Genomic DNA, 24,443 nt, shown 5'->3' on the forward strand with positions numbered 1-24,443 from the left:
GCTAAGAAACACGGCCCCTTCTGCGCCGGCATCACGTTGAGGGCGTTGCCCCCTCGACGATCCGGTCATATAGCGCACGCGCCGCAGGCGACAGTTGCGCCGCCTTGCGCGTAACGAGCACCAGCGTGCGCGACACTTCCGGCTCGACCAGTTCCACCGTGCGGATCATCGGATACGCATTCTTCTGAATCGCGAGCCGCGGCACCACCGCCGCGCCCAGCCCTTGCGCCACCAGCCCGAGCGCTGTTGAACTGCGCTGCACTTCGTAGAACGAATGCAGCGTCACGCCGCTCGCCTTGAGCGCGCCGTCGAGCAGGCTGCGGTTGCCGCTGACCTCGCCGGCAAAGATGAGCGGGTAGCGCTGCAAGGCTTGCCATCGGATGCGGCGGCGCTTGGCCAACGGATGATCGTCTCGGCAGACAAGGACATACGGATCGCTCGTCAGCGGCACGCTCACCAACTCTGGATGCTGGTCGCCCGCAATGCTGATGCCGAACTCGGCCTCACGACGCAGCACCGCTTGCAGCACAGACGCCGATGCATGGTCGAGAATCTTCACGCGATCGTGCGGGCGGTGCTCGGAGAACGCGCGCAAGATGCGCGGCAGATATTGCACGCCCACGGTCGGCACGCACGCGATCGTGATGTCGCCGCGCTGGCTCAGTCCGGTCTCGCGAATCTCCGTGAGCGCATCGGACAGCTCGTTGAGCAGACGCCGCGCCTGCGGCAGAAAGCGTTCACCGATTTCCGTCAGCTCGGTCCGGCGCGTGGTGCGCTCCACCAGCGCGACGCCCAGAAACGCCTCCAACTTGCGCAGGCGCTGCGTGATCGCAGTCTGCGTCACGTGCAGCGTTTCAGCGGCTTGCGTAAAGCTGCCGCACTCCGCAATCGCCACGAATGCCTGCACGCCCAGCGTATCGATTTTCATCAGCGTAGTGAATCAATCCGGAAATTGAATTCATTTTACTGATCGATCAGGAAGCCCGACACTCCGCGCATCGGCAAACAACAAAGGAGCGCGTCGTGACGACACACGATTGGTACGCAAAGCAGTACGTGCAATTTGAAGACGAGCGCACGCGACCCGTCCGGGACCTGCTGGCCGCTGTGCCGCCTACGCCCATCCATATCGCCATCGACATTGGCTGCGGGCCGGGCAATTCGACGGAAGCGCTGATGGCGCGTGCGCCCGCCGCAGCCGTTCGCGGCACCGACGCCTCGGCCGACATGATTCAGGCCGCACGCAAGCGCCTGCCCGAGGTACGCTTCGATGTCGCCGACATTGCTGCGTGGGATGAGCCCGGCGCGTACGACTTGATCCTCGCCAATGCGGTGCTGCAATGGCTGCCAGCGCATGAAACGCTGTTTCCGAAGCTCGTGGGCAAGCTTGCTGCGGGTGGCCACCTGGCCGTGCAGATGCCGGACAACCTCGATGAACCGGCGCACCGCCTGATGCGCGAAGTGGCCGCTGCGGGACCGTGGGCCGGCAAGCTCAAGGGTGTGGAGCGCACGGAGCGCTTCGATGCGCGCTGCTATTACGCGCTGCTCGCGCCGTTGTGCTCGCGCGTCGACGTGTGGCGCACCACGTACATGCACCCGCTGCAAGGCGGCGCGGACGCGGTGGTGGAATGGTTCAAGGGCAGCGCGTTGCGGCCGTTCCTGGCAGCGTTGAGCGAGGACGATCGCCCCGCGTTCCTATCGCGCTATCGCGATGCGATCGCCCAGGCCTATCCGGCGTTCGAGGATGACACGGTGCTGCTGCCGTTCCCGCGGCTGTTCATCGTCGCCACCCGCAAATAGGGGGAACCCCAAAACCGGAAACACCAGTCATGAAAAAAGCCCGCCGGTACCGCCAGCGGGCTTTTTTGTCCGACCTCTGGTTCGCTTAACGCGACGGGCTCAGGGTCAGGTTCATGTGACGGTTCACATCCTTGTACAGCAGATAACGGAAGCGGCCGGGGCCACCCGAATAACAGGCTTGCGGGCAGAACGCGCGCAGCCACATGAAATCACCGGCTTCCACCTCGACCCAGTCCTGGTTCAGGCGATAGACAGCCTTGCCTTCGAGCACATACAGGCCGTGTTCCATCACGTGGGTTTCGGCAAACGGAATCACGCCGCCCGGCTCAAACGTCACGATGTTTACGTGCATGTCGTGGCGCATGTCGCTCATGTCGACAAAGCGCGTCGTCACCCACGCGCCGTTGGTGCCCGGCATCGGGATCGGCTCGACGTCCTGTTCATTGGTGACGAAGGCTTCCGGCAGCGGAATGCCATCGACGACCTGGTAATGCTTGCGGATCCAGTGGAAGCGCACCGCGGCATCGCTGACGTTGTGCAGCGTCCAGTCGGCGCCCGGCGGAATGAACGCGTAGCCGCCCGGCGTGAGCGTGTGCTTCGTGCCCTGCAGCGTCAGCTCGGCCTCGCCTTCAACGATGAACAGCACGGCTTCGGCGTTCTTGTCCTGCTCGGGCTTGTCGCTGCCGCCGCCCGGGTTCACTTCGACGATGTACTGCGAGAAGGTCTCGGCAAAACCCGAGAGTGGGCGGGCGATCACCCACAGGCGCGTGTTGGTCCAGAACGGCAGCCAGCTCGTGACGATGTCGCGCATCACCCCCTTGGGGATCACCGCGTACGCCTCGGTGAACATCGCGCGATCGGTCAGCAGATCCGTCTGCGGCGGATGGCCGCCATGCGGCGCGTAATACGTGGTCTTAGACATATTGCATTCAGGCAATGGGTTGGTCCGGCCCCGGGCACAAACAGCATCGGGCAGTTCGTACACGAGCGGCGTTGACGATAGCGAAGTCGCTCACAATCGACCAATTAAATGTGGCGATGACTTCCATTCGATTTGCCACTACCCGCCGGACCTGCCATGCGCAAATCAGTGCGCCAGCATCAGGTCCAGGTTTTGTACCGCCGCGCCTGAGGCGCCCTTGCCAAGGTTGTCGAACACCGCCGTGAGCAAGACTTGATCGTGCTGGTTGGCGAACACACCCAGGCGCATGTCGTTGGTGCCGTTGAGCGCCTGGGGGTCCAGATGCGGCAAGGCGGACGACACCTGCAGCGGCATCACGTCCACATGCTGCGCGCCGGCGTAATGGTCGGCCAGACACGCGTGCAGCGCGGCCGCATCAATGCCAGCGTTGAGCAGGCGCAGTTCCAGCGGCACCGTCAGCACGATGCCCTGGCGATATGCACCGTAGGCCGGGACGAACATCGGCCGCTGCGTGAGCCCCGCGTGCAGCTGGATCTCCGGCGTGTGCTTGTGCGCCAAACCCAGCCCGTACACCTGGAACGGCAAGGCATTTGCTGCATCCGGCCCCTCGTAGGTTTCCACCGCCGCCCGGCCACCACCCGAATAGCCGGACACGGCATGAATGCTGATCGGGTAATCCGCCGGCACGAGGCCCGCCTGCACGAGCGGGCGCAGCAGCCCGATCGCGCCGGTCGGGTAGCAGCCGGGATTGGTCACGCGCGACGCTGTGGCAACACGTTGGGCTTGCCCTTCGCTGATCTCCGGAAAGCCGTACACCCAGCCCGGCGTGGTGCGATGCGCGGAGCTGGCGTCGATCACGCGCACGCTCGGGTTGACGACGGCCGCCACCGCCTCGCGCGCAGCCGCATCGGGCAGGCACAGGATGGCGATATCGCAGGCGTTGATGGCCTCGGCCCGGCGTTGCGCATCTTTGCGGGCCTCTGCGGGAAGCGTGAGCAGTTTCAGGTCCTGCCGCTCCACACGGCCACGCAGGCGCTCGTGAATCTGCAGACCAGTGGTGCCTTGGTCGCCATCAATGAAGACGAGGGGAGTGGACATGGCGGGGCGCTCCAATAGAAGAAAGAAGAGGGCGGTGAATGCGCCCCCCCATCTTCGAGCGCGACCTAGAATATGAAAAGTTGAATTTCCCAACCGTCACATTCAGCTTTTCTGAATCATGCGAGAAATCAGCCTGGACCGCCTGCGCACACTCGTGGAAGTGGCCGACCGCGGATCGTTTGCCGACGCGGCGCGGGCACTGCATCTGGCAGCGCCCACCGTGAGCCTGCACATCGCCGAGCTGGAAGATCGCGTAGGCGCGCAACTCCTCTCACGCAAACGCGGGCAGGTGCAGCCCACCGCCATTGGCGAGGTGATGGTGGAACGCGCGCGCAAGCTGCTCGCCGATGCCGAACAGGCGCTGGACGACATCCAGCGGCAGGTGCTGGGCCTGAGCGGGCGCGTGCGGCTGGGCGCTTCCACGGGCGCCATCGCACATCTGTTGCCACAGGCACTGGAGGCGCTGCGGCAAGACCACCCCGGCATCGACGTGCAGGTGGCGGTGCTCACCTCGCAGGAAACGCTGGTGGGGCTCGCCGATGGGGCCTTGGATATTGGCCTGGTGGCGCTGCCGCAATCGCAGGTGGCCGGCCTCGCCATCAAACCGTGGCGGCGCGACCCAGTCATGGCGTTCCTGCCGGCGCACTGGCCGAGCCCGGAACGCATCACGCCCGCGTGGCTGTCTGCACAACCGCTGATCCTGAACGACGCCACCACACGACTCTCGCGCCAGACGACAGAATGGTTCGCGGCGGCTGGTCATCACCCCGTGCCGCGCATCCAGCTCAACTACAACGACGCTATCAAGAGCTTGGTCGCCGCCGGTTATGGCGCAACGCTGCTGCCGCACGAGGCCTCGGCCGCGCTGTCGGATGCACGTATCACCATGCGGCCGCTCCGGCCCGCCTTGTGGCGAGAGCTTGGCATCGCGCACCGGGCCGGTCACGTAGAGCGATCGACCCAGCATGTGCTCGACGTGCTTTGGATGCTCCGGGCGAAATAGCCCATTGCTCGCCTCGAAACCGTGACGAGGCGGAGAATCCCGCTTGAATAAAGTTTGACTTCTTGTGTCGCGGCAACTATCTTAAGATATGTTTTATGACACAACACGGCGTGCCAGCCGGCCGAATCCGGCTCCAGCCTGCGCGCGCCGCCTCCTCCCTTTCTTCGCTCGCCCTCATGCCTTTACTTGATTCCTCGCGCGAGCGCCGGTTGCTCTGGCTGCTCGCGCTCACGCAGTTCACCGTCATCATGGATTTCATGGTGATGATGCCGCTTGGTCCGCAGATCATGCATACGTTTGGCATCGGTCCGGCGGCGTTCGCCACGGCCGTGTCGGTGTATTCGCTGTGCTCGGGTGCTTCCGGCCTGCTGGCCGCCACCTATGTCGACCGCTTTGACCGGCGCCGCCTGCTGCTGACCGTCTACGGCCTCTTCACGTTGGCCAACCTGGCCTGCGCGCTGTCGGGCAGCTACGGCATGCTGCTGTTTGCCCGCGCATTTGCGGGCGTCACGGGCGGCGTGCTTGGGTCGATCATCATGGCCGTGCTGTCAGACGTGGTGCCGCCCGCACGGCGCGGTGCCGCCACTGGTGTAGTGATGTCGTCGTTTGCGCTGGCAGCCATGGCGGGCGTGCCGGTGGGCATTGCCATTGGCGCACACTTCGGCTGGTCGGCGCCGTTCTTCCTGCTGACGGCGCTTACGGTACTGATCTGGCTGGGCGCACGGCAGACCATACCGCCGCTGGCCGAACATCTGGCAGGCAAGCGCAGCCAGACGTTGGGCGAGATCCTCTCCGGCCTGTGGCAATTGCTCACCAACCCGCGCCACCTGCGGGCCTTTGTGCTGACCTTCGTGATGATGGGCTCGCACATGATGGTGATTCCGTTCATCTCGCCGGTGCTGGTGGCCAACCACGGCGTGTCGCCCGAAAACCTGTCATGGCTGTATGTGGCCGGCGGCGCGGCGTCGTTCTTCAGCTCGCGCGCCGTGGGTAAGCTGGCCGACCGTTACGGCCGCCGCCGCGTGTTCGTGGGCGCCGCACTGCTGGCGTTCATCCCGGTGCTGGTGATGACGCATCTGCCTGACTGGCCCTTCATCGGCATGCTGCTGTTCTTCCCGTTCTTCATGGTGATCCTCTCCAGCCGCATGGTGCCGATGCAAGCGCTGATGACGACGGTGCCCGCCCCGCAGGTGCGCGGCGCGTTCCTGTCGGCCAACAGCGCAGTGATGTCGGTGGGTACCGGCGTAGGTGCGTGGGTCGGCGGGCTGCTGCTGTCCGGCGGCGCGGGTGGCCGCATCGAAGGCTATGGCCTCAACGGCTGGCTGGCAGTGGCGGCGGGGTTGTTCTGCGTGTTCTGGGTGAGCCAGGTGAAGGGATCGGATGCGCATGGCGACCCGTCGCTGGCTGCCTCTCCGGCATCCGCCGGAGCGTCCGGTCCGCAAACGGCGCCGCAAGCCCCGCAGGCGGAGAAGGCCTGAGCGGTTACTCGGCTTCCAGCACCATCTTCAGCTTCACCAGGTCACGCTGCACCCATTCGGCATCGGCGTCGAACTGTGCGTCGTCCATGTTCGGTTGCTGAAACAGCGTGAGCGAGACGGTCGTGCCCGCGCCGTTGCGCACCACGCGCAGCGGCACGTAGACGATTGACCCGTCCGGCAGGCGGACCCAGTGATCGGCAATGCCAAACTCGTTGGGCGGGCTGAAGCGGATGAACACGCTGCCTTCGTCGCTGTTGGGTGCGGCTTTCGCAATCCACTCGTCGGGGGCCGCGCCCGAACCCTGCGTGCCGGGCGCGAGCCCTTCCGACAGACCGGTCGCCCAGATCGGAAAGTTCAGCGGCTCGGCCAGGAACATGGCCACGTCATCGAAGTGACGCTCGACATTCACGCTTAAGGTGCGGACGTTGTGCAGCATGTGGCCTCCGTGTGCGGCGCGCGCCGTGCGAGGCAGTATATGCGGCGCTCAGGCGGGCAGCTTGCGAAAGCTGATGGCCAGGCGGTTCCACGTGTTGATGGTGCTCACCAGCAGCGTGAGGTCGACCAGCTCGGCATCGGAGAACAGCGCGCGCACGGCCTGCCAGACCTCATCGGGCACGCGCGTTTGTGCGACGAGGGTGACGGCTTCTGTCCACGCCAGCGCGGCGCGTTCGCGGTCGGTGAAGAACGGCGTTTCATGCCAGACGGACACGGTGGCCAGGCGGCGATCGTCTTCGCCGCCCTTGCGGGCATCGGCGGTGTGCAGGTCGACGCAGTAGGCGCAGCCGTTGATTTGCGAGGCCCGCAGGCGCACGAGTTCAGTCAGCGGTTTTTCCAGCGTGCTTTTGCCCAGCGCTTTTTCCAGGCCCATGACGGCCTGGATGGCGGCGGGATTGCTTTGGTAGAAGTCGAGGCGGGGTTCCATGAGATGGCTCCTGTGCTTGAAAACTGGAGCCAGTCTAGGTGTCGTAGTGGCACCTTGAAATCGCCAATCCCAGCGAATATCAGGTAGCCACTCTGACTAGCACTTCCGCCAGCTTGCCAAGGCCCGCGTCGATCTCCGCAACGTTTACATGGCCGTAGCCGATCAGCAATCCGGGCTGCGGCGGCCGCGCCACATGCATCCTGGCCGTGCCGTATAGCCCGACGCCCACGCTCTCCGCCAGCTTGACCAACTCGGCTTCTGCCAACGGCGCTTGCAACTGCGCTGCCATGTGAATGCCCGCCGCCGACGGCACGGGCGCCAGCCAAGGTGCCAGCGGGCCACGCAGATGCCGCAGCAGCGCATTGCGTCGTGCAGCGTATTCCTTGTGCATGCGGCGCAGATACTTGCCGAAATCGCCGTCGAGCATGAACTTGGCGAGCGCCGCCTGCATGAGCGATTCACTGTGCCAGTCGGCCACCTGCTTGGCGTGCCGCAGCGGCGCCACCAACGAAGCGGGCGGCACCACGTAGCCGATGCGCAGCTCCGGAAAGATCGTTTTGGAGAACGTGCCCACGTAAGCCACGCAACCGGCGACGTCCAGGCTCTTGAGCGATTCCATGGGACGGCCGTCGAAGCGGAATTCGCTGTCGTAATCGTCTTCGATGATCAGCGCGTCATGGCGCTGCGCCCAGTCGAGCAGTTGCGCGCGGCGCGCCAGGCTCATTGGCATGCCCAGCGGAAATTGGTGCGACGGCGTTACGTAGACGAGCTTGGCGTGCTTCGGCAGCGCATCGACGACCAGGCCTTCTGCGTCTACCGGCACCGGCACGACCTTGGCACCCAGCGCCTGCAGCGCAATGCGCGCGGGCGGGTAACCCGGGTCTTCGATCGCCACCGTATCCCCGGGGCGCACGAGCACCCGGGCGATGAGGTCAATGGCCTGCTGCGCGCCCTGCGTGACGACAATATCGGCCCACGCGCAAACCACCGCACGGCTGAATGCGAGATAGCGCGAAATGGCCAGACGCAACGCCTGGTCGCCCGCAGGATCCTGATAGCCGCCGCGCCCGCGCGCCTGCTGGCGCAGCGCATGCGAAACACAACGCCGCCACACGTCGAACGGAAACAGACGCTTCTCCGTCACGCCGCCCACAAAGTCGTAGACGAGGTTCGGGCGCGGCTGGGGCAGCACCCCCGGCATGTTGTTCCAGGGCGTGTCGAAGGTGCGCACGGCTGGCGTGGGCGAGGCGAGTTGCGCCGCAGGCGAGGCGGCCGGCGTGCGGGCGCGCAACCCTTCGGTGGCTTCGGCCACGAAGGTGCCAGAGCCGGCGCGCGGCTGTAGATAGCCCTCGGCGATGAGGCGTTCGAATACGTCGAGCGTGGTCTTGCGCGACACGCCAATCTGCAGCGCGAGGTCGCGCGTGGAGGGCAGGCGCTCGCCCGGCACGAGCCGACCATCGAGGATGGCGGTGCGGAGTTGTCGATAGAGCTGGCCGGCAAGGTCGTGCCGGCCGTGGATCGTCAAATGGACATCCATCGTGGGCGCAGTGTGCAAAGGGGCTGCGCCATTCTACGGAAGCCGCCGGGGGCGGAAAGGGCAGGGGTGAAGCTCAGCCTTCCCGGCCGTCAGCGCGCGGCGCCATCAGCCACGGCGTGTAGCGCCACAGGTACGCCACAAACGCCGCCACCCACAGCACGCTCGCGCCACCGATCCACACCTCGCGCGGCAGCAAGGCGGGGCCGGCCACACGCACGAGTGCAGCCAGCGCAACAGCGGCGTAGGCGAAATTCTCGGCCCGGCCCGTACGCAGCATCCGGCCGGTGTGGCCCAGCGCAGTGCGCGTGATCATTGCGATGATGGCGCCGCCGATGGCTCCTGCCGTGAGCGCATGCAGCGCGGTGGAACGGTCGCCCCAACCGAGCGCTGCGGCAGCCAACATGGCAAAGCCGATGGGCAGGAAGGCATACGCCACATGCAGGATGGAGACGATGGGCGTGCGCAGCGTGCGGCGCGTGTCCCAGCCGGCCCAGCGGACGGCCTGCACGACTGCTGCCGCCGCAAACACGATGGCCGGAACGATGCCTTGAAGCGGCGTCGCCAACATGGCAACGGCGAGCGCAGTCGCCGGCACGATAGCGCGCTCGGCCCAAACAACGCGGCGCACCTGCACGCCAGGGACGGCGTTGGACGTAAACATCGGGATGACGCGCCCGCCAATCACCGTGACGAACAAGCAGACCAGCCCAGCGGCCGCATCGAGGCAACGCAGTGCGGCCAGCGGCGCGTCCAGAGCCAGCGCCGCATGGAACGCCGCGTTGACGGCACCGAGCACCAGCAGCGCGATCGCCAGGCCGTAGTTGCGGGCGCTTTTTGCGCGCCGCAGAACGCGCAGGAACGCCACGCCGCACGCCGGCAGAAACGCCACATCCGCCGCCACGGCCAGCGGAACAGGGCCCGTCCACATCAGCACACGCGCAGCCAGCCACAGCGCAGCCAGCGCGGCGAGCTGCGCGCCTTGTGGCGTCTGCAGGCCCGTCCAGTTCTTGCCCGCTGTGAAAAGGAAACCGACCACCACCGCTGCCGCAAAGCCGAACACCATCTCGTGCGCATGCCAGAACAGCGGTGCCATGGTGGAAGGGCCCTGCGCCGACGGCAGCACGCCCAGCAGCAACGCTGCCCACAACGCCATGCCCAAGGCGGCAAAGGCGGCTGCAAGCAGGTAAAAGGGTCGGAAGCCGAGCGCGAAAACAGCCCGCCCCGTGTAAGGCAAACGGCTTGCCGGGTCGGGCTTGCCGATGGTGAGCAACGGGGCTTGGCGGGGCATGGTGATTTCCGTGGTTCAGGTCAGAGGATGTCGTCCAGCAGATCGGGGCCGAACACTTCGCGGTGGATGCGCTCCGACGGCACGCCGCTGGCGAGCAGCGCTGCACGCTGCGCCTGCATGAACGGCAGCGGGCCGCAGAGATAGAAGTCCGCTTCCGTGCCGTTGTCGCGCACGAACGTGTCGACCGTCATGCGGCCGGGCTGGGCCGGGCGCTGCGCGAATTCCGCGTCTTCGCCAGACTCCAGGAATACGTGCGCCTCGAATGCAGGCAGCGCTTGTGCAGCTCGCTCCAGATCGTCGGCGTGGGCAACATGCGAGGCCGTGCGACTGGCGTGGCTGAATACGATCTTGCGCGCGCTGTTCTGCTGCGCGAGCGTGTTGAGTGCCGAGATCATGGGCGTGATGCCAACACCGGCCGACATCAGCACGATCGGGTTGTCGGTTGCCAGTTGCGGCACGAAGTCGCCGTAGGGTTGGCTGACCAGCAGCACGTCGCCTTCGCGCGCATTGGCGTGCAGCCAGCTCGACACGGTGCCCGCCGGGCGATCGGCATCACCCGCATCGCGCTTGACCGAGATGCGCCAGGTGCGGCCATTCGGCGCGTCCGACAGGCTGTACTGACGCTGCTGCAGCGCGCCCGGCGCCAGCTCCACTTGCACCGAGATGTATTGACCTGGCAGGAAATCGGCCAGCGGTGCATCACCCACGGCTTCGAGCGTGAGCGAGACGACGTCTTCGGCCTGCTGACGGCGCTCCACAATACGCACCGGCTGACGATGGTCGGGGCCGCTGCCGGTGTGCTGATACAGGCGCGCTTCCGCCGCAATCAGCTCGGCCGCGAGCAGCCAATAGGCTTCGTCCCAGGCGGCAAGCAGGTCGGGCGTGGCGGCATCGCCCAGCACGTCGGCAATCGCACCCAACAGGTGACGCGCGACGATCGGGTAGTGGCTCGGCTTGATGCCCACAGCGGCATGCTTGTGCACGATGCGGTTGACCACGGGCGCCAGCGCCGCGTTGTTGCCATGGTTGGCGGCGTACGCAAACACCGCCGAAGCCAGCGACTGCTGCTGCGACCCATTGGCCTGGTTGCCCATGTTGAACACGTTGGTCAGCTCGGAGTGGCTGGCGAACATGTTGCGATAGAAGGTCTGGGTGATGGTCAAGCCGTGCTCGCGCAGCACCGGAACGCTGGCATCGATGTAGGGCTTGGACTTGTCGGACAGCATGCTGGACTCCAAATATGCGTGAAATATGCAACAAATAAGACGGGGGGCGCCGTCACGCTTTGTTCTGGATGGCCTGGGGCTCAGGCAACCGCTTGCATTGGATTCTATTAAACGTATATTTGTGATGCAACAAATTGACCTGCGGCAAACCGGCGCATCTTGTAGGCAACTTCCCGATAAGATGTTCCTCTTATGAATGTTTTTACCTGCGGCAAACCCGCACGCCCGCCATGCGACTGACCGACTACACCGACTACGCCCTGCGCACGCTGATCTACGTGGCCGTGCACCCGGACGAACTCGTCACGATCCAGCGCATTGCGGATGCCTTCGACATTCCCAAGAACCACCTCATCAAGATCGTCCAGCAGCTTGGGCAGGACGGCTTCCTGCACACCGTGCGGGGGCGCGCTGGCGGCATCACTCTTGGCCGCCCTGCGGCCGAAATCAACCTCGGCGATGTGGTGCGCGCCACCGAGCCCGACTTCCGCATGGTCGAGTGCTTCCACGGCGACGACAACCACTGCGTCATCACGCGCGTGTGCGGCTTGCGTGGCGTGCTGCACGCGGCGTTGCGGGCGTACTTTGAAGTGCTCGATGGCTACACGCTGGAGGATCTGGTCGACAAGCCGAACGCGGTCAGCCGGGCGTTGGGAGAGGCGCCGCTGCCGATGCCGCGCCCTCGCGCCAAGCTTGCATCGCGCACGTAGCCCGCGCGCCGCTTCTGACCCGCGTTTCTTTTTGCCTTCGTCGCACATTTGCGCAGGCATGTTCGCTGCTGCAAAACGGTTGCGGGCCGCGCCATTTCCGGTGACGGCCCAGTCAACCGACCAGCGGAGGTGTCATGAAACCGACTCGCGACAAGAGCAAGCACGCGTCGCACTCGAAATCGACGTCCCAAAGCAAGCGCAGCGGCGCATCCGACAAGGAGCGTGGCGGACACGCCAGCCACGGCAGCGCCGGCAAATCGTCTGAACGTGCCGGAGCCAAGTCGCACGAGCGCGGCGCACAGGGCGGCAGCGGGCGTGAACACGCAACGCATTCGCCGATCGGCATTCAAAAGGCCCTGAAGGGCGCGTCTTACCCCGCCAAGAAGCAGGAGTTGATGAAGACCGCGCAGGCCAACGGCGCAGACGACAGCACGCTCAAGACGCTGCGCGATACGCCCTGACGCCGAGACAAATCGCAATGAACGCGGCCCCTTTTTGGGGCCGTTTTCTTTGCGCGCTGTTTGCGTGCCCCACCGATTCGCTTTGGGCCACGCCGCTTCCTGTTTTCGTGCCGCTTCGTCACTAAATTTTCATGGTTTTTCGCCAAGATTCGGCCACGCAAACGTTTTAGTCGTGCAAGAGCCGCCCACATGCATGGGTGGCCGGAGGCGTTTGCCCGACCTCATCGAATCGACAGGAAACCACAATGCTTTCGACCAAGAAAACGCTGCTCGTGATTGCGGTGCCGGCATGCATGACCCTCGGCCTGTACGCGTGCGGCGGCAGTAACGACCCCGCGCCCACGAGCACAGCAGGCACCTCGCCGGCACCGACCACGCCCACGACGCCGACACAGCCCGCCAAGCCGCAAGGCATGTGGACGACGGGCGATCTGCACGTGCACACGGCAGAGTCCGTCGATGCCGTCACGCCGCTGTCCACGGTGCTCGACCACGCGTTCAACCTCAACAGCCTCGATTGGATGGCCGTATCGAACCACCTGCGCCCGTCGCCGCGCGACGCCACGGGCGCCACGCTCACGGGCGGCTCCATTGCCGCGTCCGCTGGGATCGCCAAGTACGAGATGCCGGCCATTGCGCAGGCGCAGGCGGCAGGCAAGTACGCCGGCAAGCTGATCTTCTCGGCTGCCGAATGGGACATGCCGACGCACGACCACCTGAACGTCGGCATCTTTGATGGCACCGACAAGCTGCAGACGTCGGCCAAGGGCCTGAACAAGTTCGAATACTTCTTCACGCAGCAGTCCGCATCGCTGTTTGACCCGAACGATGTGACCGCGTGGCAGCAGGAAGGCCCGCGCGCCGGCACCACGCATACCGATGTGGTCAATGCCTTCAAGTGGCTGAAGACGAATTACCCGAACACCAGCTACGGCCTGATCAACCACCCGTCGCGCAACCCGGGCAAGTACACGGTGGCGGACTTCCGCGAGTTCAACGACACCGCGCCCGACGTCATGTTCGGCATCGAAGGCATGGTCGGCAACCAGATGGAGCCCGACCGCGGCGGCTATACCAGCGCCTACATCGACGCCAACCTGAAGAACCGCACCTACGGCGGCGTCGACTACGTGGTCGCGCAGGTCGGCGGCATCTGGGATGCGCTGCTCGGCGAAGGCCGCCGCGTCTGGAACTTTGCCGATTCTGACCACCACTTTGAAGTGGACGCCACGCAGCAGTTCAGCAGCGGCTATTACCCCGGCGAATACGCCAAGACCTACATCTGGCTGCCGGGCACCAGCACCGACCTGAAGACGCTGCTGGCGGCCATGCGCTCGGGCAAGTCGTTCGGCGTGTTTGGCGACCTCATCAACGCGCTGGACTTCAGTGCGGGTACCGCGGCCGCGTCAGCCGACATGGGCGGCACGCTCTCGGCCAAGGCCGGCGACAAGGTGACGATCACCATCCGCTTCAAGAGCCCCGATCACAACAACTACGAGTACCCACTGGGCAGCGGCTTCAAGGTCAACATGCGCCCGGTGGTCGACCACGTTGATCTGATTGCGGGCGACGTGACGGGCAAGGCCGCATCGGGCACGCCAGCCTATGCCAAGGACACCAATGACTCCACCAAGGTCATCGCCACGTTCACGAAGGCAGACTGGAAGGTCGACGCTGACGGCTACAACAGCATCACGTACACCTACACAGCGGCCAAGAATCAGTACTTCCGCCTGCGCGGCACCAACCTCGGCATGAACGTGTCGGGCGAAACCAGCAACGGCAACCCGCTGCCCGACCAGAAGACCGTGGTGACGGAGAACGCCGCGCGCTTCAACGCCATCAACGATCGCAACTACAACGATCTGTGGTTCTACTCGAACCCGGTGTTTGTGTCGGTGCAATAAATGCCGAAGCAGTAAGGCAGGGGCGGTGACTTACGCTGCGGCGGGCGCACTCGTTCGCCGCAGCCAAACCGTCACCGCCAGCCCGGCGCCGCCCGGCCCGGGCGCCAGCGCAATCTGACCGCCCATGCGATCCACGATCTGACGCACGATCGCCAGACCCAGGCCGCTGCCCTGGGTCTGCGTGCCTTCCAGACGCGTGAAGCGCTCGAACACGCGTGTGTACGCCTCGGGCGGAATGCCGGGGCCGTTGTCGGTCACGGTCAGCATGGCCCAACCGTAGTCCGCCGACACCTGCACCGTCACGCGGCCGCCTTCCTGCGTGTAACGCACGGCGTTGTCGACCAGGTTGAACAGCAGGGCGGCGATCAGCGTTCGGTTGCCTGACGTCCAGACGGGCTGCTCGGCAGGCTCGATCCCCAGATCGATCCGACGGCCATCGGCCAGCAGCGCGAGGTCCTCCAACACGGTGCGCGCCACTTGCGAGAGGTCGACCGCCTCGCTCGTCGCGGCCGATGCTTCGGCCTGAGACAGCAGCAGCAAGTCGTTGATGAGATCCGCCAGGTTGCGTGTGCTGGTTCGCGCGGCCTTCAGGACTTCGTGCAGCGCAGCATCTGCGTTGGTTTGCGCCGCTACCTGCATCTGCGTATCGAGAATCGCCAGTGGCGTGCGCATCTGGTGCGCAGCATCGGCAATGAAGCGCTTCTGCGTGAGGGCGTTGTCGGCAATGCGCTGCAGATATTGGTTGAACGCCCCGGCAATCGGCTGCAGCTCGTGCTGCAAGCCAGCGGGATCTAGCGGCGCAAGGTCGGTAGGCGCACGTGCCGACACATTGCCGGCCAATCGCAAGATCGGCCGCAGCTCGAGCGTCAGGCCGATGAGGATCATCGCCAGCGCCAGTCCCACCAGCGCGAGCTGGCGCACGGTGCCAGGCCACCATAGCTGGCGGATCATCGCGTCACGACCGTTCATGGTTTGCGCGACGCGCGTGACGACGCGCTCGGTGCGGCCGGCGTCGTACATGGTGCGCACCACTGCGGCCACGTGCACGGGCTGGCCTTCCACGGTATCGGTGTAGGTGCCGGCATCGGCCAGGCCCGCCGCGTCAAATGCGGGGCGCGTGCCAAAGTCGAGCCGCCCGGCCAGCAGGCGCCCGTGCTCGGTGCTGACTTGGTACGCCACCTGGTCGCGCACCGGTGTTTCCGGCGCGGCAAACACGGCCAGCGCGGCCGGCGGCACCGACACACGCAGGCGGCCGTCATCCCATTCGATCTGGCCGCTGATCATCTGTGCGGCCGTGTCGAGCGCATGGAAGTGCACGAGATCGGCGTTATGGCGTGCGGCGGCCAAGTCGAGCCAGCCATCGGCCGCCACATAGACGACCAGCGGCAATGCCAGCCACAACACCAGCCGCGCACGCAGGCTGCGCGCCCGCGTCGGGGCGGACTGCGCTGGCGCTTGGTCAGGACTGCGCGGTGGAGGCATCGCGCAGCAGGTAACCGAGGCCGCGCAGCGTGACGATGGTGGCGGCGGAATGCTCCAGCTTCTTGCGCAGGCGGTGGATGTAGATCTCGATGGCCTCGGGGCTGGCTTCGTCGTCCATCCCGAACACGCCGTTCACCAGCGCCGGTTTGGACACCGTGCGCCCGAGCTTCAGCATCAGGATTTCAAGCACGGTGTGCTCACGTGCTGGCAGCACCAGCGGCTGCCCGGCAAGGTTGAAGGTGCGGCTGCCGGTGTGGTAAGTCAGGTCGCCACATTGCAGTTCGACGGACTGATCAGGCGCGCTGCGCCGCACCAGCACCTGGATGCGCGCAATCAGCTCGCGAATCTCGAACGGCTTGACGAGGTAGTCATCGGCGCCGGCGCCCAGGCAGGCAACCTTGTCGTCGATCCCGCCGCTGGCCGTGAGAATCAGCACCGGCACCGGGTTGCGCCGGCCGCGCAAACGTTGCAATACACCTTGCCCTGACAACGTGGGCAATTGCAGGTCGAGCAGCACCACATCGTAGTGTTGCGTAAGCAACAGCGTGTCGGCGGATTCGCCATCGGTGGCGTGATCCACGGTGAAATGGGCGCGGCGCAGGGCTTCAGAGAGCCAGTGCGCCAGCGGGGCGTTGTCTTCGATCAGGAGCAGCTTCATGCGAAAACAGCGCGTCCGAAAAATGAAAGCTATTTGTGGGTTGCCGCTTCCTAGAATGGTGGCGGCTGCCTACGCGCGCCGGAGGCGTCATTCACCAGATCCGGACCGCGCGATACTGATATCTACAAAAGAGCCGGAGACAACTCAATGGGTGTTTTTACCTGCAGGAGCGCTCGCGCACGCGGCGTCCGGGGCTGGGTCACGCCGTGGCTCGCTGCCCTTCTGGCCGTGGCAACTTCGCATGCCCTTGCACAAGACCCGGCGCACCTGACGCTCATGGTCAGCGGCACCGCCAAGATGATCTACCTGCCCGCTACGCTAGCGCAGCGCCTGGGCTATTTCCGTGACGAAGGGCTCGATGTGGAACTGGTCTCGCAGCCCGCCGGCGTCGATGCGGAGAGCGAACTGCTCACCGGCTTTGCGCAAGGCGTGGTCGGCTTTTATGACCACACCATCGACCTGCAGGCCAAGGGCAAGGAAGTGCGTGCCATTGTCGTATTCAGCCAAGTGCCGGGCGAAGCAGAAGTCGTGTCGACACGGTTGCCGGCGACAGTGCAATCGATGCATGACCTGCGTGGCCGCACGCTGGGCGTGACGGGCCTGGGCGCATCCACCAGCTTTCTCACGCGTTATCTGATGGCGCAGCAGGGGCTGTCGGCCGGCGACTACACCATGCTGCCAGTCGGCGCCGAACGCAGCTTCGTCACCGCGCTGCGCAGCGGCCGCATCGATGCCGGCATGACCACCGACCCGACGGTCTCACGCCTCGTGCACAGCGGCGAAGCGCGCGTGCTGCTCGACCTGCGCACGCTGGAGAGCACGCGTGCCGCGCTGGGCGGTTCGTATCCGGCCGCGTGTCTGTACTTGCAGACCGAATGGCTGGAAGCGCATCCGGACGTCGCCGCCAAACTGGCCCGCGCATTCGTGCACACCCTGCGCTACATGCGCACGCACGGTGCTGAAGACATTGCCGCCCGCATGCCGCCTGAATTCCGGCGCGATCATCCAGAGCTGTACACAAAAGCGCTTGCCGCCGCGTTGCCCACTTTCAGCACCGACGGACGCATGCCGGACGACGGCCCACCCACCGTCCTGCGCGTCCTCGCCGCCAGCAATGCCAACGCGCGCGACAAGCACATCGACCTCTCGCGCACCTACACCAACAAGTTTGTCGATCAGGTGCGCGAGCGCCGCTAGCTCAAACCAAACACTCGCTTAGAAGCGCGTGCGCATACCGACACCAAACTCCGTCTGGCTGTTGTGGCCGTTGGTGCCGCCCACGATGTACTGATCCTTGAGCTTCATGTAGTCCGCCGCCACGTAGAACTCCGTGCGCTTGGACACGTGGTAGAACACCGAGCCGTACAGCGTGTTCTTGCGGCCGCTGCCCGCTGCGGTGGCGCCCACCACGCTGGCGTACGCATTGAGCGTGTTGCCATCTGCGCTGAAGGCAGCGTTGTCAGCCTTCATGATCTGGTAGCCGATTTCATAGTCGAACGCGCCTTGAGGAGCGATCTTCAGCGACAGCGTGTAGGCGTCGTCCTTGCGATTGCCCAGCGCGGCTGGCTGCTCGCCGGTGTAGTGGAAGTAACCGGCGTTGACACGGAACATGCCCATGATCACGTTGCCGCCCAGCGAGTACGAACGGTCCATGAAGCCGCCCACCTTGGCCTGTTGCGCGAAGCCTGCCAGATGGAAGTTGTCGCCGTTGTAGCCCAGTGCGAGCGACTCGGTGGTGCCTTGCGTGAACTGGCCCGGCACTTCGCCAAACTGATAGCCCAGGGCCGTCAGGAAGCGGCCGCCCCACATCTTCTTCCACACCACGCCGTTGTTCATGCGCGTGCCGGTGGCGCTGCCTGCGTAGAAGATCAGCTGCTTGAAGTTGTTGGTGTTGGTGTAGCCACCTTCTTCCAGACCGACTTTCTCGCTGGTGTACGGGTCGCCGTAGATGGCAGAGATATCGCGCGCAATCGCGTTCTGGCGACCGAAGGTCAGCTTGCCCAGCGATTGGCTCGACAGGCCCACCCAAGCGTCACGATTGAACAGCACGCCCGGGGTGTCCATGTTGCCGGTCGGCGTTTCGTATTCCGACTCCAGTTTGAAGATGGCCGACGTGCCGCCGCCCAAGTCTTCCTTGCCGGTCAGGCCCCAGCGGCTGCCCGAGAACCAGGGAATCTGGAAGCCGGTGGTGCGCGCGCCTGAAGCGTTGGTGTTGTTGACGGTGCTGATGGTGGTGTCGATCAGGCCGTAGAGCGTCACGTTCGACTGGGCATGAGCGGCGCCGGTGGCCAGCGTGGCCGCTGCGGCTGCAGTTGCCGCAAGGGCAAACTTGATGCGGGACATTGAAGTCTCCTTCCTTTGTGGGTGATGGTGTCCGGTCGTGATGCCGGCTTCGGGAAACGCGCAACGGCAGTGGGTCAGACCGCCCGATGCAATCGCTGGGCGAGCGTAGAAGGGGGCACCTTTCTGGAGCCTTTCGCGTCGGTGTGCGCGCAACGCTAGGGTCTACCCGCATTGGGACGTGCGCAGAGGCGGGGGTTGTTGCGTCGTCCAGTGCAACGCATTGCAGCCCTGGCAATCGGGCTCGCGGTAGAGTGTCGAGTCACCTCACCTCAACGCCACCAGACTCCTCCCATGCATCCGTCCCAAATGACCGGCCTGCAATTGCTGCAGGCCATGTCGCACGGCGATCTGCCACGCGCATCCATCAGCGAGACCATCCCGATGACGATGGACCTCATCGAAGCGGGCACGGTGCACTTCGGTGCCCGAGCCGACAAACGCCACCTCAATCCGCTGGGCGGTGTGCATGGCGGCTTTGCGGCGACGGTGCTCGACTCCGTGACGGGCTGCGCCGTGCATTCGATGCTCGAAGCCGGCGTCGGCTACGGCACGGTCGATTTGAACGTAAAGATGGTGAAGGCAGTGCCGGTGGACACGCCACTGGTGGCCGTTGGACGCGTGCTGCATGTCTCGCGCACGATCGGCGTGTCGGAGGGCACGCTCAAAACGCAGGACGGCACATTGCTGGCGCACGCCACGGCAACGTGTGTCATCCGTCGTCCGTAACCCCGATTCGTCTGGAGCATTTGATGCCTGAACCGCTGCAAACCCTGTCTGCCTTGTCTGCGAAAACCACCGCGCTGGTGTTGATCGACCTGCAACGCGGCATCCTGCCGTTTGCCCAGGGGCCGCACTCGGCAGATCAGGTATTGGGCGCGTCTGCCAGGCTCGCCAAGCGCTTTCGCGAGCTGGGTGCACCCGTGGTGCTGGTGCGCGTGGGGTGGGCGCCAGACTACGCCGATGCGCCGCGCCAGCCTGTCGACCGCCCCGCGCCCACACAGCCCGGTGGCCTGCCGCCGCAATGGTGGGAACAACCCGCCGAGCTGGAAGTGGCGCCCACCGACATCCAGATCACCAAGCGCCAGTGGGGCGCGTTCTACGGTACCGAACTCGATCTGCAATTGCGCCGTCGCGGCATCGCCACCATCGTGCTGGGCGGCATCTCGACGCACGTGGGGGTGGAATCGACCGCGCGTGCCGCGTGGGAGCACGGCTACGCGCTGGTGCTGGCCGAAGACGCGATGAGTTCGAACGATGCGGCGATGCATCGATCCTCGGTGGAAAACGTGTTCCCGCGACTGGGCCGCGTGCGCGATACCGACACGATCCTCGCGGCGCTGACGGCCTGAACGTTCAGGCGCCGTCCTCGACCGGCACGTACAGCACCATACGCAGGCGCGGGTCTTCCATCACCGGCAGGCCAATGTAGTCGTAGCGGACGACCTTGCCGGCAGGCGTGCGGATCAGCTTGTGCTCCGCGCGCTGGGCGCGCACCTCGTGCTGCCGCCACCAGGTATCGAACTCGCGGCTGCTCGTGCGCAGCCGGTCGACCAACGCGACGAGCACCGGGTCGTCTGCGTGCGGGTCGTACACCGCGCGAAACTTCGCCAGCATGCGCCGCGCCTCGTTCTCCCACTCGACAAAACGCTCGCGCGCATTGGCGTACAAAAACATGTAGACCAGCGAGTTGCGGTCTTCCGGCGGCATCGTGCCGAAATCCATGAAGAGCTGCGAGGTCGCCTCGTTCCAGCACAGCAGCTCGGTGCGGTAGCTACGCACGTGGGCGGGCAAGACCATGCCGGCGACGGCCCGGCGCAAGACATCGGGCACCGCTTCGGCCGCCGAACGCCCGGGGGTCCCAACTCCGGGCCCCGTGAAAACCGATTCGGCACGCGCCAGGCCGCGCATGTGCGCCCGTTCATCTGAAGACAGCTTCAACGCACGCCCGATCGCCTCGATGGTCGCCACGGAAGGCCGCACGTCGCGCCCCTGCTCGATGCGCACATACCAATCGATGCTGATGTTGGCGAGCTGTGCGACTTCTTCCCGGCGCAGGCCGGCGGTGCGGCGGCGCCCGCTGCCCTCGGGCAGCCCCACGTCCTGCGGGCGCAGGTGGCTGCGGCGGCTGCGCAGGAACTCGCCCAGCTCGTTACGGGGCGCGGCAGGGAAGGAGGCAAGGTCGGCGGTGAAATCGTCCATGAGGGGCATTACACACGACAGCGCGTGAAGGTGGGAGGGACAACCCAATCCTAGGTTAATCCTAGCTCTGCATCGAATCGGCTCGCGCACCTACGCTGCGTTCATCCCTCTTTCCGGAGCCGATCGTGACTCACATTTCTTCTGCTTCCTCAGTATCGGAACCTCGCCGCTGGCTCGCCTTCGGTGTGATGGTGACGGCGCAATTCATGTTCATCGTCGACGCGTTCATCGCGAATGTGGCGATCCCGAGCATCCGCACAAGCCTGCACGCCACGCCCGCGCAACTGGAGGCGGTGCTGGCGGTGTACCAGCTTGGCTACGCGATTCTGCTCATCACGGGCGGCCGTCTGGGTGATCTGTTCGGGCGCAGGCGCGTGTTCCTGCTGGGCCTCGTCGCCTTTACCGCCACCTCGGCCGGTTGCGGGCTGGCGGGTAGCGCGGCAGCGCTCATTGCATGGCGTTTCGCGCAGGGCCTGTCGGCCGCGATGATGGTGCCGCAGGTGCTGGCGAGCGTGCAGGCGCTCTTTGCCGGCACCGAGCGTGACCGCGCGCTGTCGATCTTCGGCCTGGTGATGGGCACCGGCGGCGCGGCCGGGCTGCTGGTGGGCGGCGCACTCACCAGCGCCGACATCGCCGGGCTGGGCTGGCGCGCGGCCTTCCTGATCAATGTGCCGGTCGGGTTGGCTGCCGCGCTGCTGGGCTGGCGCTGGATTCCGCACCCGAGCGCCAACGCAGCGAAGGTGCATCTCGATACCGCCGGCGTGGCGTGGATGGCCGTGAGCGTGGCCGCCGTGCTGGTGCCGCTGCTGTTCGGCCGCGAACTGCACTGGCCGGTGTGGGCGCTCGCACTGCTTGTCGTAGGCGTACTCGGCATGGCCACGTTCCAGCAACTGGAAGCCCGTGTCGATCGTGCCGGCGGTACGCCGCTGCTGCCGCCCACCTTGCTGCAGCATCGCGCCTTCATGACGGGCCTGACGGCGTCGGCGCTGCACTACATCGGGATGATGGCGTTCTTCCTGGTGCTGACGCTGTATCTGCAGAACGGGCGGCAGCTTTCCGCGGTGCGCATGGGAGCCGCCATCCTGCCGCTGGCCATCACGTTTTTGATCACGTCGCGAGTGGCCAATGCGCTGGTACGGCGCTATGGCGTTCGCGCCCTGCTGGCAGGCCTCGGCCTGATGGCGCTGGGCCTGCTGGTGCTGCTGTCGGGTTTCGGGACGGAGTGGGCGCACCCTGCCACGCCGAGCATGATGCGCATCGGCATTGCCGTGGCGCTGTACGGAGCGGGGCAGGGGCTGGTCGTCGTCCCGCTGATCGGCTTGGTGCTGACGGGCGTAGCGCGTACGCAGGCAGGCGCGGCAGCGGGGCTGCTGATTACCGCACAGCAACTGGCAGGCGCACTGGGCGTCGCCTGCATCGGCGGGTTGTATTTCACCTTTGCCGCTGCCGGCGGCGCCAACGGCATGGCGCACGGCACGATGGCGGGCTGCATCGCCATGCTGGCAGCGCTCGGTGCAGCGGCCGTCGGCTTTGCGCGGCTGGGTGCACAGCAGCGGCAACTGGCCGCGGCTGGCGCGGCAAGCCCGGCCTGAGCAGCCCCGCATCAATCGCACCATTCGATACTCGGACGCGCGACACAAGCGCGCCCGTGTGCATTGATCGGCCCCAACGGAGGTTCCAAACTCCCGCGCGATGCGCTTGGCATCGTTCCTCTTCTTTCCTCATGGCCACTGTGTCCCACCTTCGCGCCGCGGCTTCGACCACGTCCGCTGCACCATCCCTGGCGCGCCGCATCGTCGCGGAGGGGCTCGGTACGGCCTTGTTGATTGCGGTGGTAATCGGCACCGGCATCCACGCAAGCCGGCTCTCCGGCGGCGATGCCACGTGGACGCTGCTGGCGCAATCGCTGGCCGGTGGCGCCGGCTTGCTGGCGTTGCTGACGGTGTTCGCGCCGGTGTCGGGTGCGCACCTGAACCCGGCGGTCACCCTGTCGGCGTTGCTGCGGGGCGGTCTGCGTGGGCATGAAGCGCTGGCCTATCTGGCTGCACAGGCCGTGGGCGCCACGCTGGGTGTGGCCGCCGCGCACGTCATGTTTGGCATGCCGGCATGGGCGCCGGGCACGCATGCCGCCACCGGCCTCGCACTGTGGTGGAGCGAAGCACTGGCAACGTTCGGGCTGATCGGCGTGGGCGTCGCATGCGGGCGTCACGCGCCGAAGCAATTGCCGTTCGTGGTGGCCGCCTATATCGCTGCGGGGTATTGGTTCACGTCGTCGTCATCGCTGGCCAACCCGGCGTTGGCCTTTGCCTGCGCACTGACCGACGGCCCCTCCGGCATCCGCCCCGGCGATGTCCCGGGCTACATGCTGGCGCAACTCGCCGGCGCGCTACTGGCAACGCCGTTGTTCAGTTGGCTGATGGGCGTGGAAGCCGCACCCGCGCAGGCATCCGGCGCCGCCATCGCGCCGGCTCAAGCCGTGCCGATGCACCGCCAGGCAAGCTGAGGGTGGGCGCTCAGCGGAGCGCTGTCAGCCCGCGGGCGCGGGCGTACTGAAAGAGATCGATCTCGCGCGCCAGGCCCAGCTTGCGCAGCGCCACGGTCTTTTGCGTGCTGACGGTCTTCACGCTCGAACCGAGCATGAGCGCTATGTCGGACACGGCCGTGCCGCCGGCATACAGGCGCAGGACTTCGCGCTCGCGCGCGCTCAGTCGCTCGCACACATCTCGTTCATTGGAACCAAGGCCCGTCTCTTCCAGGATGCGCGGGCTGTCATACCGCACGCCGCGGGCGGCCGCCATGACAGCGTGCCCGACATGAACGAAGTCATCGCTCTTGCTGACGATGCCGGCCACACCAATCTGCCGCATGGCGCGCAAGAGGGCGGGGTTGCGGACCATCGTGCAGACCACGATGGCGCGCTTCTGGTGCTGCTTGCGCAAGCGCGCCAGCAACTGCATGCCATCGAAGGCGGGTTCGCCACCCAGGTTGTAGTCGGTCACGATGACGTTGCAGTCGATTTGCGTAAGCACCTGCATCAGCTCTCGCCCGTCGTGTGCCTGTGCCACGACCTGCTGCTGTGGAAACTGCGCAATGGCCGCCGCCAGCCCCATAAGAATCACCGGATGATCGTCTGCCATCACGATCGAGAGGACAGAGCACATACGCACGCCGTCAGGTCAGGTGCGTCGCCAGCGATGAGGTGTCCAGCGTGGCGAGCAGCAAGGTGGAAGGGATCGGAGCCGTCATGGGAGTCAGAAGCGCCGCTGAAAGGAGCCGGTACCTTACTCACCAGATATGCCGCGCGGGATCAGACTTTTCTGACTTTGGCTCCGCGTAACCTTTCGGGGCAGAAGCTGCTTCTATCTGGGTTGAGAGAAACTGAATGGCCCTGCGGTATTCGCGCTTATTC

The 24,443-nt window shown here is 65.6% G+C and carries 24 protein-coding genes; 11 read left to right on the forward strand and 13 right to left on the reverse strand.

Going from position 1 to position 24,443, the window contains the following annotated elements; genetic code table 11:
* Positions 1–31 precede the first annotated feature (31 nt).
* Positions 32–928 carry a LysR family transcriptional regulator gene (locus ACCD03_RS19130; RefSeq protein ID WP_413412559.1) on the reverse strand — a complete coding sequence of 299 codons (897 nt, stop codon included), beginning with the start codon at positions 926–928 and terminating at the stop codon, positions 32–34.
* A 95-nt stretch (positions 929–1,023) separates the two neighbouring features.
* On the opposite strand from ACCD03_RS19130, the gene tam reads away from it, so the two are divergent.
* Positions 1,024–1,800, forward strand: coding sequence for a trans-aconitate 2-methyltransferase (gene tam, locus ACCD03_RS19135; protein WP_413412560.1), 777 nt, complete (start codon positions 1,024–1,026; stop codon positions 1,798–1,800).
* Positions 1,801–1,885: 85 nt separating this feature from the next.
* Here the strand turns inward: tam and ACCD03_RS19140 are convergent, their stop codons facing one another.
* Positions 1,886–2,722: a bifunctional allantoicase/(S)-ureidoglycine aminohydrolase gene (locus ACCD03_RS19140; protein WP_413412561.1), complete on the reverse strand. Its 837-nt coding sequence runs from the start codon at positions 2,720–2,722 to the stop codon at positions 1,886–1,888.
* 165 nt (positions 2,723–2,887) lie between these two features.
* Entirely contained in the window at positions 2,888–3,820 is a 933-nt protein-coding gene (argC, locus tag ACCD03_RS19145) for an N-acetyl-gamma-glutamyl-phosphate reductase (protein ID WP_413412562.1), read from the reverse strand.
* Between the two features lie 118 nt (positions 3,821–3,938).
* Here argC and ACCD03_RS19150 point away from each other — a divergent pair, with 118 nt between their 5' ends.
* Positions 3,939–4,823, forward strand: coding sequence for a LysR family transcriptional regulator (locus ACCD03_RS19150; protein ID WP_413412563.1), 885 nt, complete (start codon positions 3,939–3,941; stop codon positions 4,821–4,823).
* Positions 4,824–4,999: 176 nt separating this feature from the next.
* Positions 5,000–6,301, forward strand: coding sequence for an MFS transporter (locus ACCD03_RS19155; RefSeq protein ID WP_413412564.1), 1,302 nt, complete (start codon positions 5,000–5,002; stop codon positions 6,299–6,301).
* A 4-nt stretch (positions 6,302–6,305) separates the two neighbouring features.
* Here ACCD03_RS19155 and ACCD03_RS19160 read toward each other — a convergent pair whose 3' ends face one another.
* The 5 genes from ACCD03_RS19160 to ACCD03_RS19180 form a co-directional block, all read right to left on the reverse strand.
* Positions 6,306–6,737, reverse strand: coding sequence for a hypothetical protein (locus tag ACCD03_RS19160; RefSeq protein ID WP_045205217.1), 432 nt, complete (start codon positions 6,735–6,737; stop codon positions 6,306–6,308).
* Between the two features lie 48 nt (positions 6,738–6,785).
* Entirely contained in the window at positions 6,786–7,223 is a 438-nt protein-coding gene (locus ACCD03_RS19165; protein WP_413412565.1) for a carboxymuconolactone decarboxylase family protein, read from the reverse strand.
* 79 nt (positions 7,224–7,302) lie between these two features.
* Entirely contained in the window at positions 7,303–8,760 is a 1,458-nt protein-coding gene (locus ACCD03_RS19170) for a PLP-dependent aminotransferase family protein (RefSeq protein WP_413412566.1), read from the reverse strand.
* 73 nt (positions 8,761–8,833) lie between these two features.
* Positions 8,834–10,048, reverse strand: coding sequence for an NnrS family protein (locus tag ACCD03_RS19175; protein WP_413412567.1), 1,215 nt, complete (start codon positions 10,046–10,048; stop codon positions 8,834–8,836).
* A 20-nt stretch (positions 10,049–10,068) separates the two neighbouring features.
* The gene (locus ACCD03_RS19180) at positions 10,069–11,274 is read right to left on the reverse strand and encodes a globin domain-containing protein (RefSeq protein ID WP_413412568.1); all 1,206 of its coding nucleotides are present in this window, start codon (positions 11,272–11,274) and stop codon (positions 10,069–10,071) included.
* Positions 11,275–11,504: 230 nt separating this feature from the next.
* On the opposite strand from ACCD03_RS19180, the gene ACCD03_RS19185 reads away from it, so the two are divergent.
* The 3 genes from ACCD03_RS19185 (at position 11,505) to ACCD03_RS19195 (ending at position 14,352) form a co-directional block, all read left to right on the forward strand.
* Positions 11,505–11,984 (forward strand): Rrf2 family transcriptional regulator, encoded by a 480-nt coding sequence (locus ACCD03_RS19185; RefSeq protein ID WP_325653872.1) that lies wholly within the window; start codon positions 11,505–11,507, stop codon positions 11,982–11,984.
* A gap of 134 nt (positions 11,985–12,118) precedes the next feature.
* A complete protein-coding gene (locus ACCD03_RS19190) occupies positions 12,119–12,445 on the forward strand; it encodes a DUF2795 domain-containing protein (protein ID WP_325653870.1) in 327 nt (108 codons plus the stop codon).
* A 245-nt stretch (positions 12,446–12,690) separates the two neighbouring features.
* Positions 12,691–14,352 carry an S-layer protein gene (locus ACCD03_RS19195; protein ID WP_325653868.1) on the forward strand — a complete coding sequence of 554 codons (1,662 nt, stop codon included), beginning with the start codon at positions 12,691–12,693 and terminating at the stop codon, positions 14,350–14,352.
* 30 nt (positions 14,353–14,382) lie between these two features.
* Here ACCD03_RS19195 and ACCD03_RS19200 read toward each other — a convergent pair whose 3' ends face one another.
* Positions 14,383–15,834: a sensor histidine kinase gene (locus ACCD03_RS19200; protein WP_045205226.1), complete on the reverse strand. Its 1,452-nt coding sequence runs from the start codon at positions 15,832–15,834 to the stop codon at positions 14,383–14,385.
* Positions 15,812–16,492 (reverse strand): response regulator, encoded by a 681-nt coding sequence (locus tag ACCD03_RS19205; protein WP_045205227.1) that lies wholly within the window; start codon positions 16,490–16,492, stop codon positions 15,812–15,814. Before ACCD03_RS19205 ends, ACCD03_RS19200 begins: the two co-directional genes overlap by 23 nt.
* Positions 16,493–16,639: 147 nt before the next feature.
* Here ACCD03_RS19205 and ACCD03_RS19210 point away from each other — a divergent pair, with 147 nt between their 5' ends.
* Positions 16,640–17,689, forward strand: a complete 1,050-nt coding sequence (locus tag ACCD03_RS19210; protein WP_413412569.1) for an ABC transporter substrate-binding protein — start codon at positions 16,640–16,642, stop codon at positions 17,687–17,689.
* Positions 17,690–17,707: 18 nt separating this feature from the next.
* Here ACCD03_RS19210 and ACCD03_RS19215 read toward each other — a convergent pair whose 3' ends face one another.
* On the reverse strand, positions 17,708–18,835 hold the full coding sequence (locus ACCD03_RS19215) for a porin (RefSeq protein WP_045205229.1): 1,128 nt from the start codon (positions 18,833–18,835) through the stop codon (positions 17,708–17,710).
* A gap of 291 nt (positions 18,836–19,126) precedes the next feature.
* Between ACCD03_RS19215 and ACCD03_RS19220 the strand changes: the two genes are divergently transcribed.
* Together ACCD03_RS19220 and ACCD03_RS19225 are read left to right on the forward strand one after the other, a co-directional pair.
* Positions 19,127–19,561, forward strand: coding sequence for a PaaI family thioesterase (locus tag ACCD03_RS19220; RefSeq protein WP_045205230.1), 435 nt, complete (start codon positions 19,127–19,129; stop codon positions 19,559–19,561).
* Between the two features lie 23 nt (positions 19,562–19,584).
* Entirely contained in the window at positions 19,585–20,184 is a 600-nt protein-coding gene (locus ACCD03_RS19225; protein ID WP_045205231.1) for a hydrolase, read from the forward strand.
* A 4-nt stretch (positions 20,185–20,188) separates the two neighbouring features.
* On the opposite strand, the gene ACCD03_RS19230 is transcribed toward ACCD03_RS19225, so the two are convergent.
* Positions 20,189–21,034 carry a helix-turn-helix transcriptional regulator gene (locus tag ACCD03_RS19230; protein ID WP_045205232.1) on the reverse strand — a complete coding sequence of 282 codons (846 nt, stop codon included), beginning with the start codon at positions 21,032–21,034 and terminating at the stop codon, positions 20,189–20,191.
* A 125-nt stretch (positions 21,035–21,159) separates the two neighbouring features.
* Between ACCD03_RS19230 and ACCD03_RS19235 the strand changes: the two genes are divergently transcribed.
* Positions 21,160–22,626, forward strand: coding sequence for an MFS transporter (locus tag ACCD03_RS19235; protein ID WP_413412570.1), 1,467 nt, complete (start codon positions 21,160–21,162; stop codon positions 22,624–22,626).
* Positions 22,627–22,757: 131 nt separating this feature from the next.
* Positions 22,758–23,537 (forward strand): aquaporin, encoded by a 780-nt coding sequence (locus tag ACCD03_RS19240; protein WP_045205234.1) that lies wholly within the window; start codon positions 22,758–22,760, stop codon positions 23,535–23,537.
* 10 nt (positions 23,538–23,547) lie between these two features.
* On the opposite strand, the gene ACCD03_RS19245 is transcribed toward ACCD03_RS19240, so the two are convergent.
* Entirely contained in the window at positions 23,548–24,195 is a 648-nt protein-coding gene (locus ACCD03_RS19245) for a response regulator (protein ID WP_413412571.1), read from the reverse strand.
* Positions 24,196–24,443 lie beyond the last annotated feature (248 nt).

This window comes from Ralstonia sp. Ralssp135, assembly GCF_047304345.1.
In the GTDB taxonomy this organism is placed as follows: domain Bacteria; phylum Pseudomonadota; class Gammaproteobacteria; order Burkholderiales; family Burkholderiaceae; genus Ralstonia; species Ralstonia chuxiongensis.

What these genes read in the sequence shown, in the direction of transcription:
- ACCD03_RS19130 (WP_413412559.1), bottom strand. Translation starts at nt 928, where the DNA reads ATGAAAATCGATACGCTGGGCGTGCAGGCATTCGTGGCGATTGCGGAG.
- ACCD03_RS19140 (WP_413412561.1), bottom strand. Translation starts at nt 2,722, where the DNA reads ATGTCTAAGACCACGTATTACGCGCCGCATGGCGGCCATCCGCCGCAG.
- argC (WP_413412562.1), bottom strand. Translation starts at nt 3,820, where the DNA reads ATGTCCACTCCCCTCGTCTTCATTGATGGCGACCAAGGCACCACTGGT.
- ACCD03_RS19150 (WP_413412563.1), top strand. Translation starts at nt 3,939, where the DNA reads ATGCGAGAAATCAGCCTGGACCGCCTGCGCACACTCGTGGAAGTGGCC.
- ACCD03_RS19155 (WP_413412564.1), top strand. Translation starts at nt 5,000, where the DNA reads ATGCCTTTACTTGATTCCTCGCGCGAGCGCCGGTTGCTCTGGCTGCTC.
- ACCD03_RS19160 (WP_045205217.1), bottom strand. Translation starts at nt 6,737, where the DNA reads ATGCTGCACAACGTCCGCACCTTAAGCGTGAATGTCGAGCGTCACTTC.
- ACCD03_RS19165 (WP_413412565.1), bottom strand. Translation starts at nt 7,223, where the DNA reads ATGGAACCCCGCCTCGACTTCTACCAAAGCAATCCCGCCGCCATCCAG.
- ACCD03_RS19170 (WP_413412566.1), bottom strand. Translation starts at nt 8,760, where the DNA reads ATGGATGTCCATTTGACGATCCACGGCCGGCACGACCTTGCCGGCCAG.
- ACCD03_RS19175 (WP_413412567.1), bottom strand. Translation starts at nt 10,048, where the DNA reads ATGCCCCGCCAAGCCCCGTTGCTCACCATCGGCAAGCCCGACCCGGCA.
- ACCD03_RS19180 (WP_413412568.1), bottom strand. Translation starts at nt 11,274, where the DNA reads ATGCTGTCCGACAAGTCCAAGCCCTACATCGATGCCAGCGTTCCGGTG.
- ACCD03_RS19185 (WP_325653872.1), top strand. Translation starts at nt 11,505, where the DNA reads ATGCGACTGACCGACTACACCGACTACGCCCTGCGCACGCTGATCTAC.
- ACCD03_RS19190 (WP_325653870.1), top strand. Translation starts at nt 12,119, where the DNA reads ATGAAACCGACTCGCGACAAGAGCAAGCACGCGTCGCACTCGAAATCG.
- ACCD03_RS19195 (WP_325653868.1), top strand. Translation starts at nt 12,691, where the DNA reads ATGCTTTCGACCAAGAAAACGCTGCTCGTGATTGCGGTGCCGGCATGC.
- ACCD03_RS19200 (WP_045205226.1), bottom strand. Translation starts at nt 15,834, where the DNA reads ATGCCTCCACCGCGCAGTCCTGACCAAGCGCCAGCGCAGTCCGCCCCG.
- ACCD03_RS19205 (WP_045205227.1), bottom strand. Translation starts at nt 16,492, where the DNA reads ATGAAGCTGCTCCTGATCGAAGACAACGCCCCGCTGGCGCACTGGCTC.
- ACCD03_RS19210 (WP_413412569.1), top strand. Translation starts at nt 16,640, where the DNA reads ATGGGTGTTTTTACCTGCAGGAGCGCTCGCGCACGCGGCGTCCGGGGC.
- ACCD03_RS19215 (WP_045205229.1), bottom strand. Translation starts at nt 18,835, where the DNA reads ATGTCCCGCATCAAGTTTGCCCTTGCGGCAACTGCAGCCGCAGCGGCC.
- ACCD03_RS19220 (WP_045205230.1), top strand. Translation starts at nt 19,127, where the DNA reads ATGCATCCGTCCCAAATGACCGGCCTGCAATTGCTGCAGGCCATGTCG.
- ACCD03_RS19225 (WP_045205231.1), top strand. Translation starts at nt 19,585, where the DNA reads ATGCCTGAACCGCTGCAAACCCTGTCTGCCTTGTCTGCGAAAACCACC.
- ACCD03_RS19230 (WP_045205232.1), bottom strand. Translation starts at nt 21,034, where the DNA reads ATGGACGATTTCACCGCCGACCTTGCCTCCTTCCCTGCCGCGCCCCGT.
- ACCD03_RS19240 (WP_045205234.1), top strand. Translation starts at nt 22,758, where the DNA reads ATGGCCACTGTGTCCCACCTTCGCGCCGCGGCTTCGACCACGTCCGCT.
- ACCD03_RS19245 (WP_413412571.1), bottom strand. Translation starts at nt 24,195, where the DNA reads ATGTGCTCTGTCCTCTCGATCGTGATGGCAGACGATCATCCGGTGATT.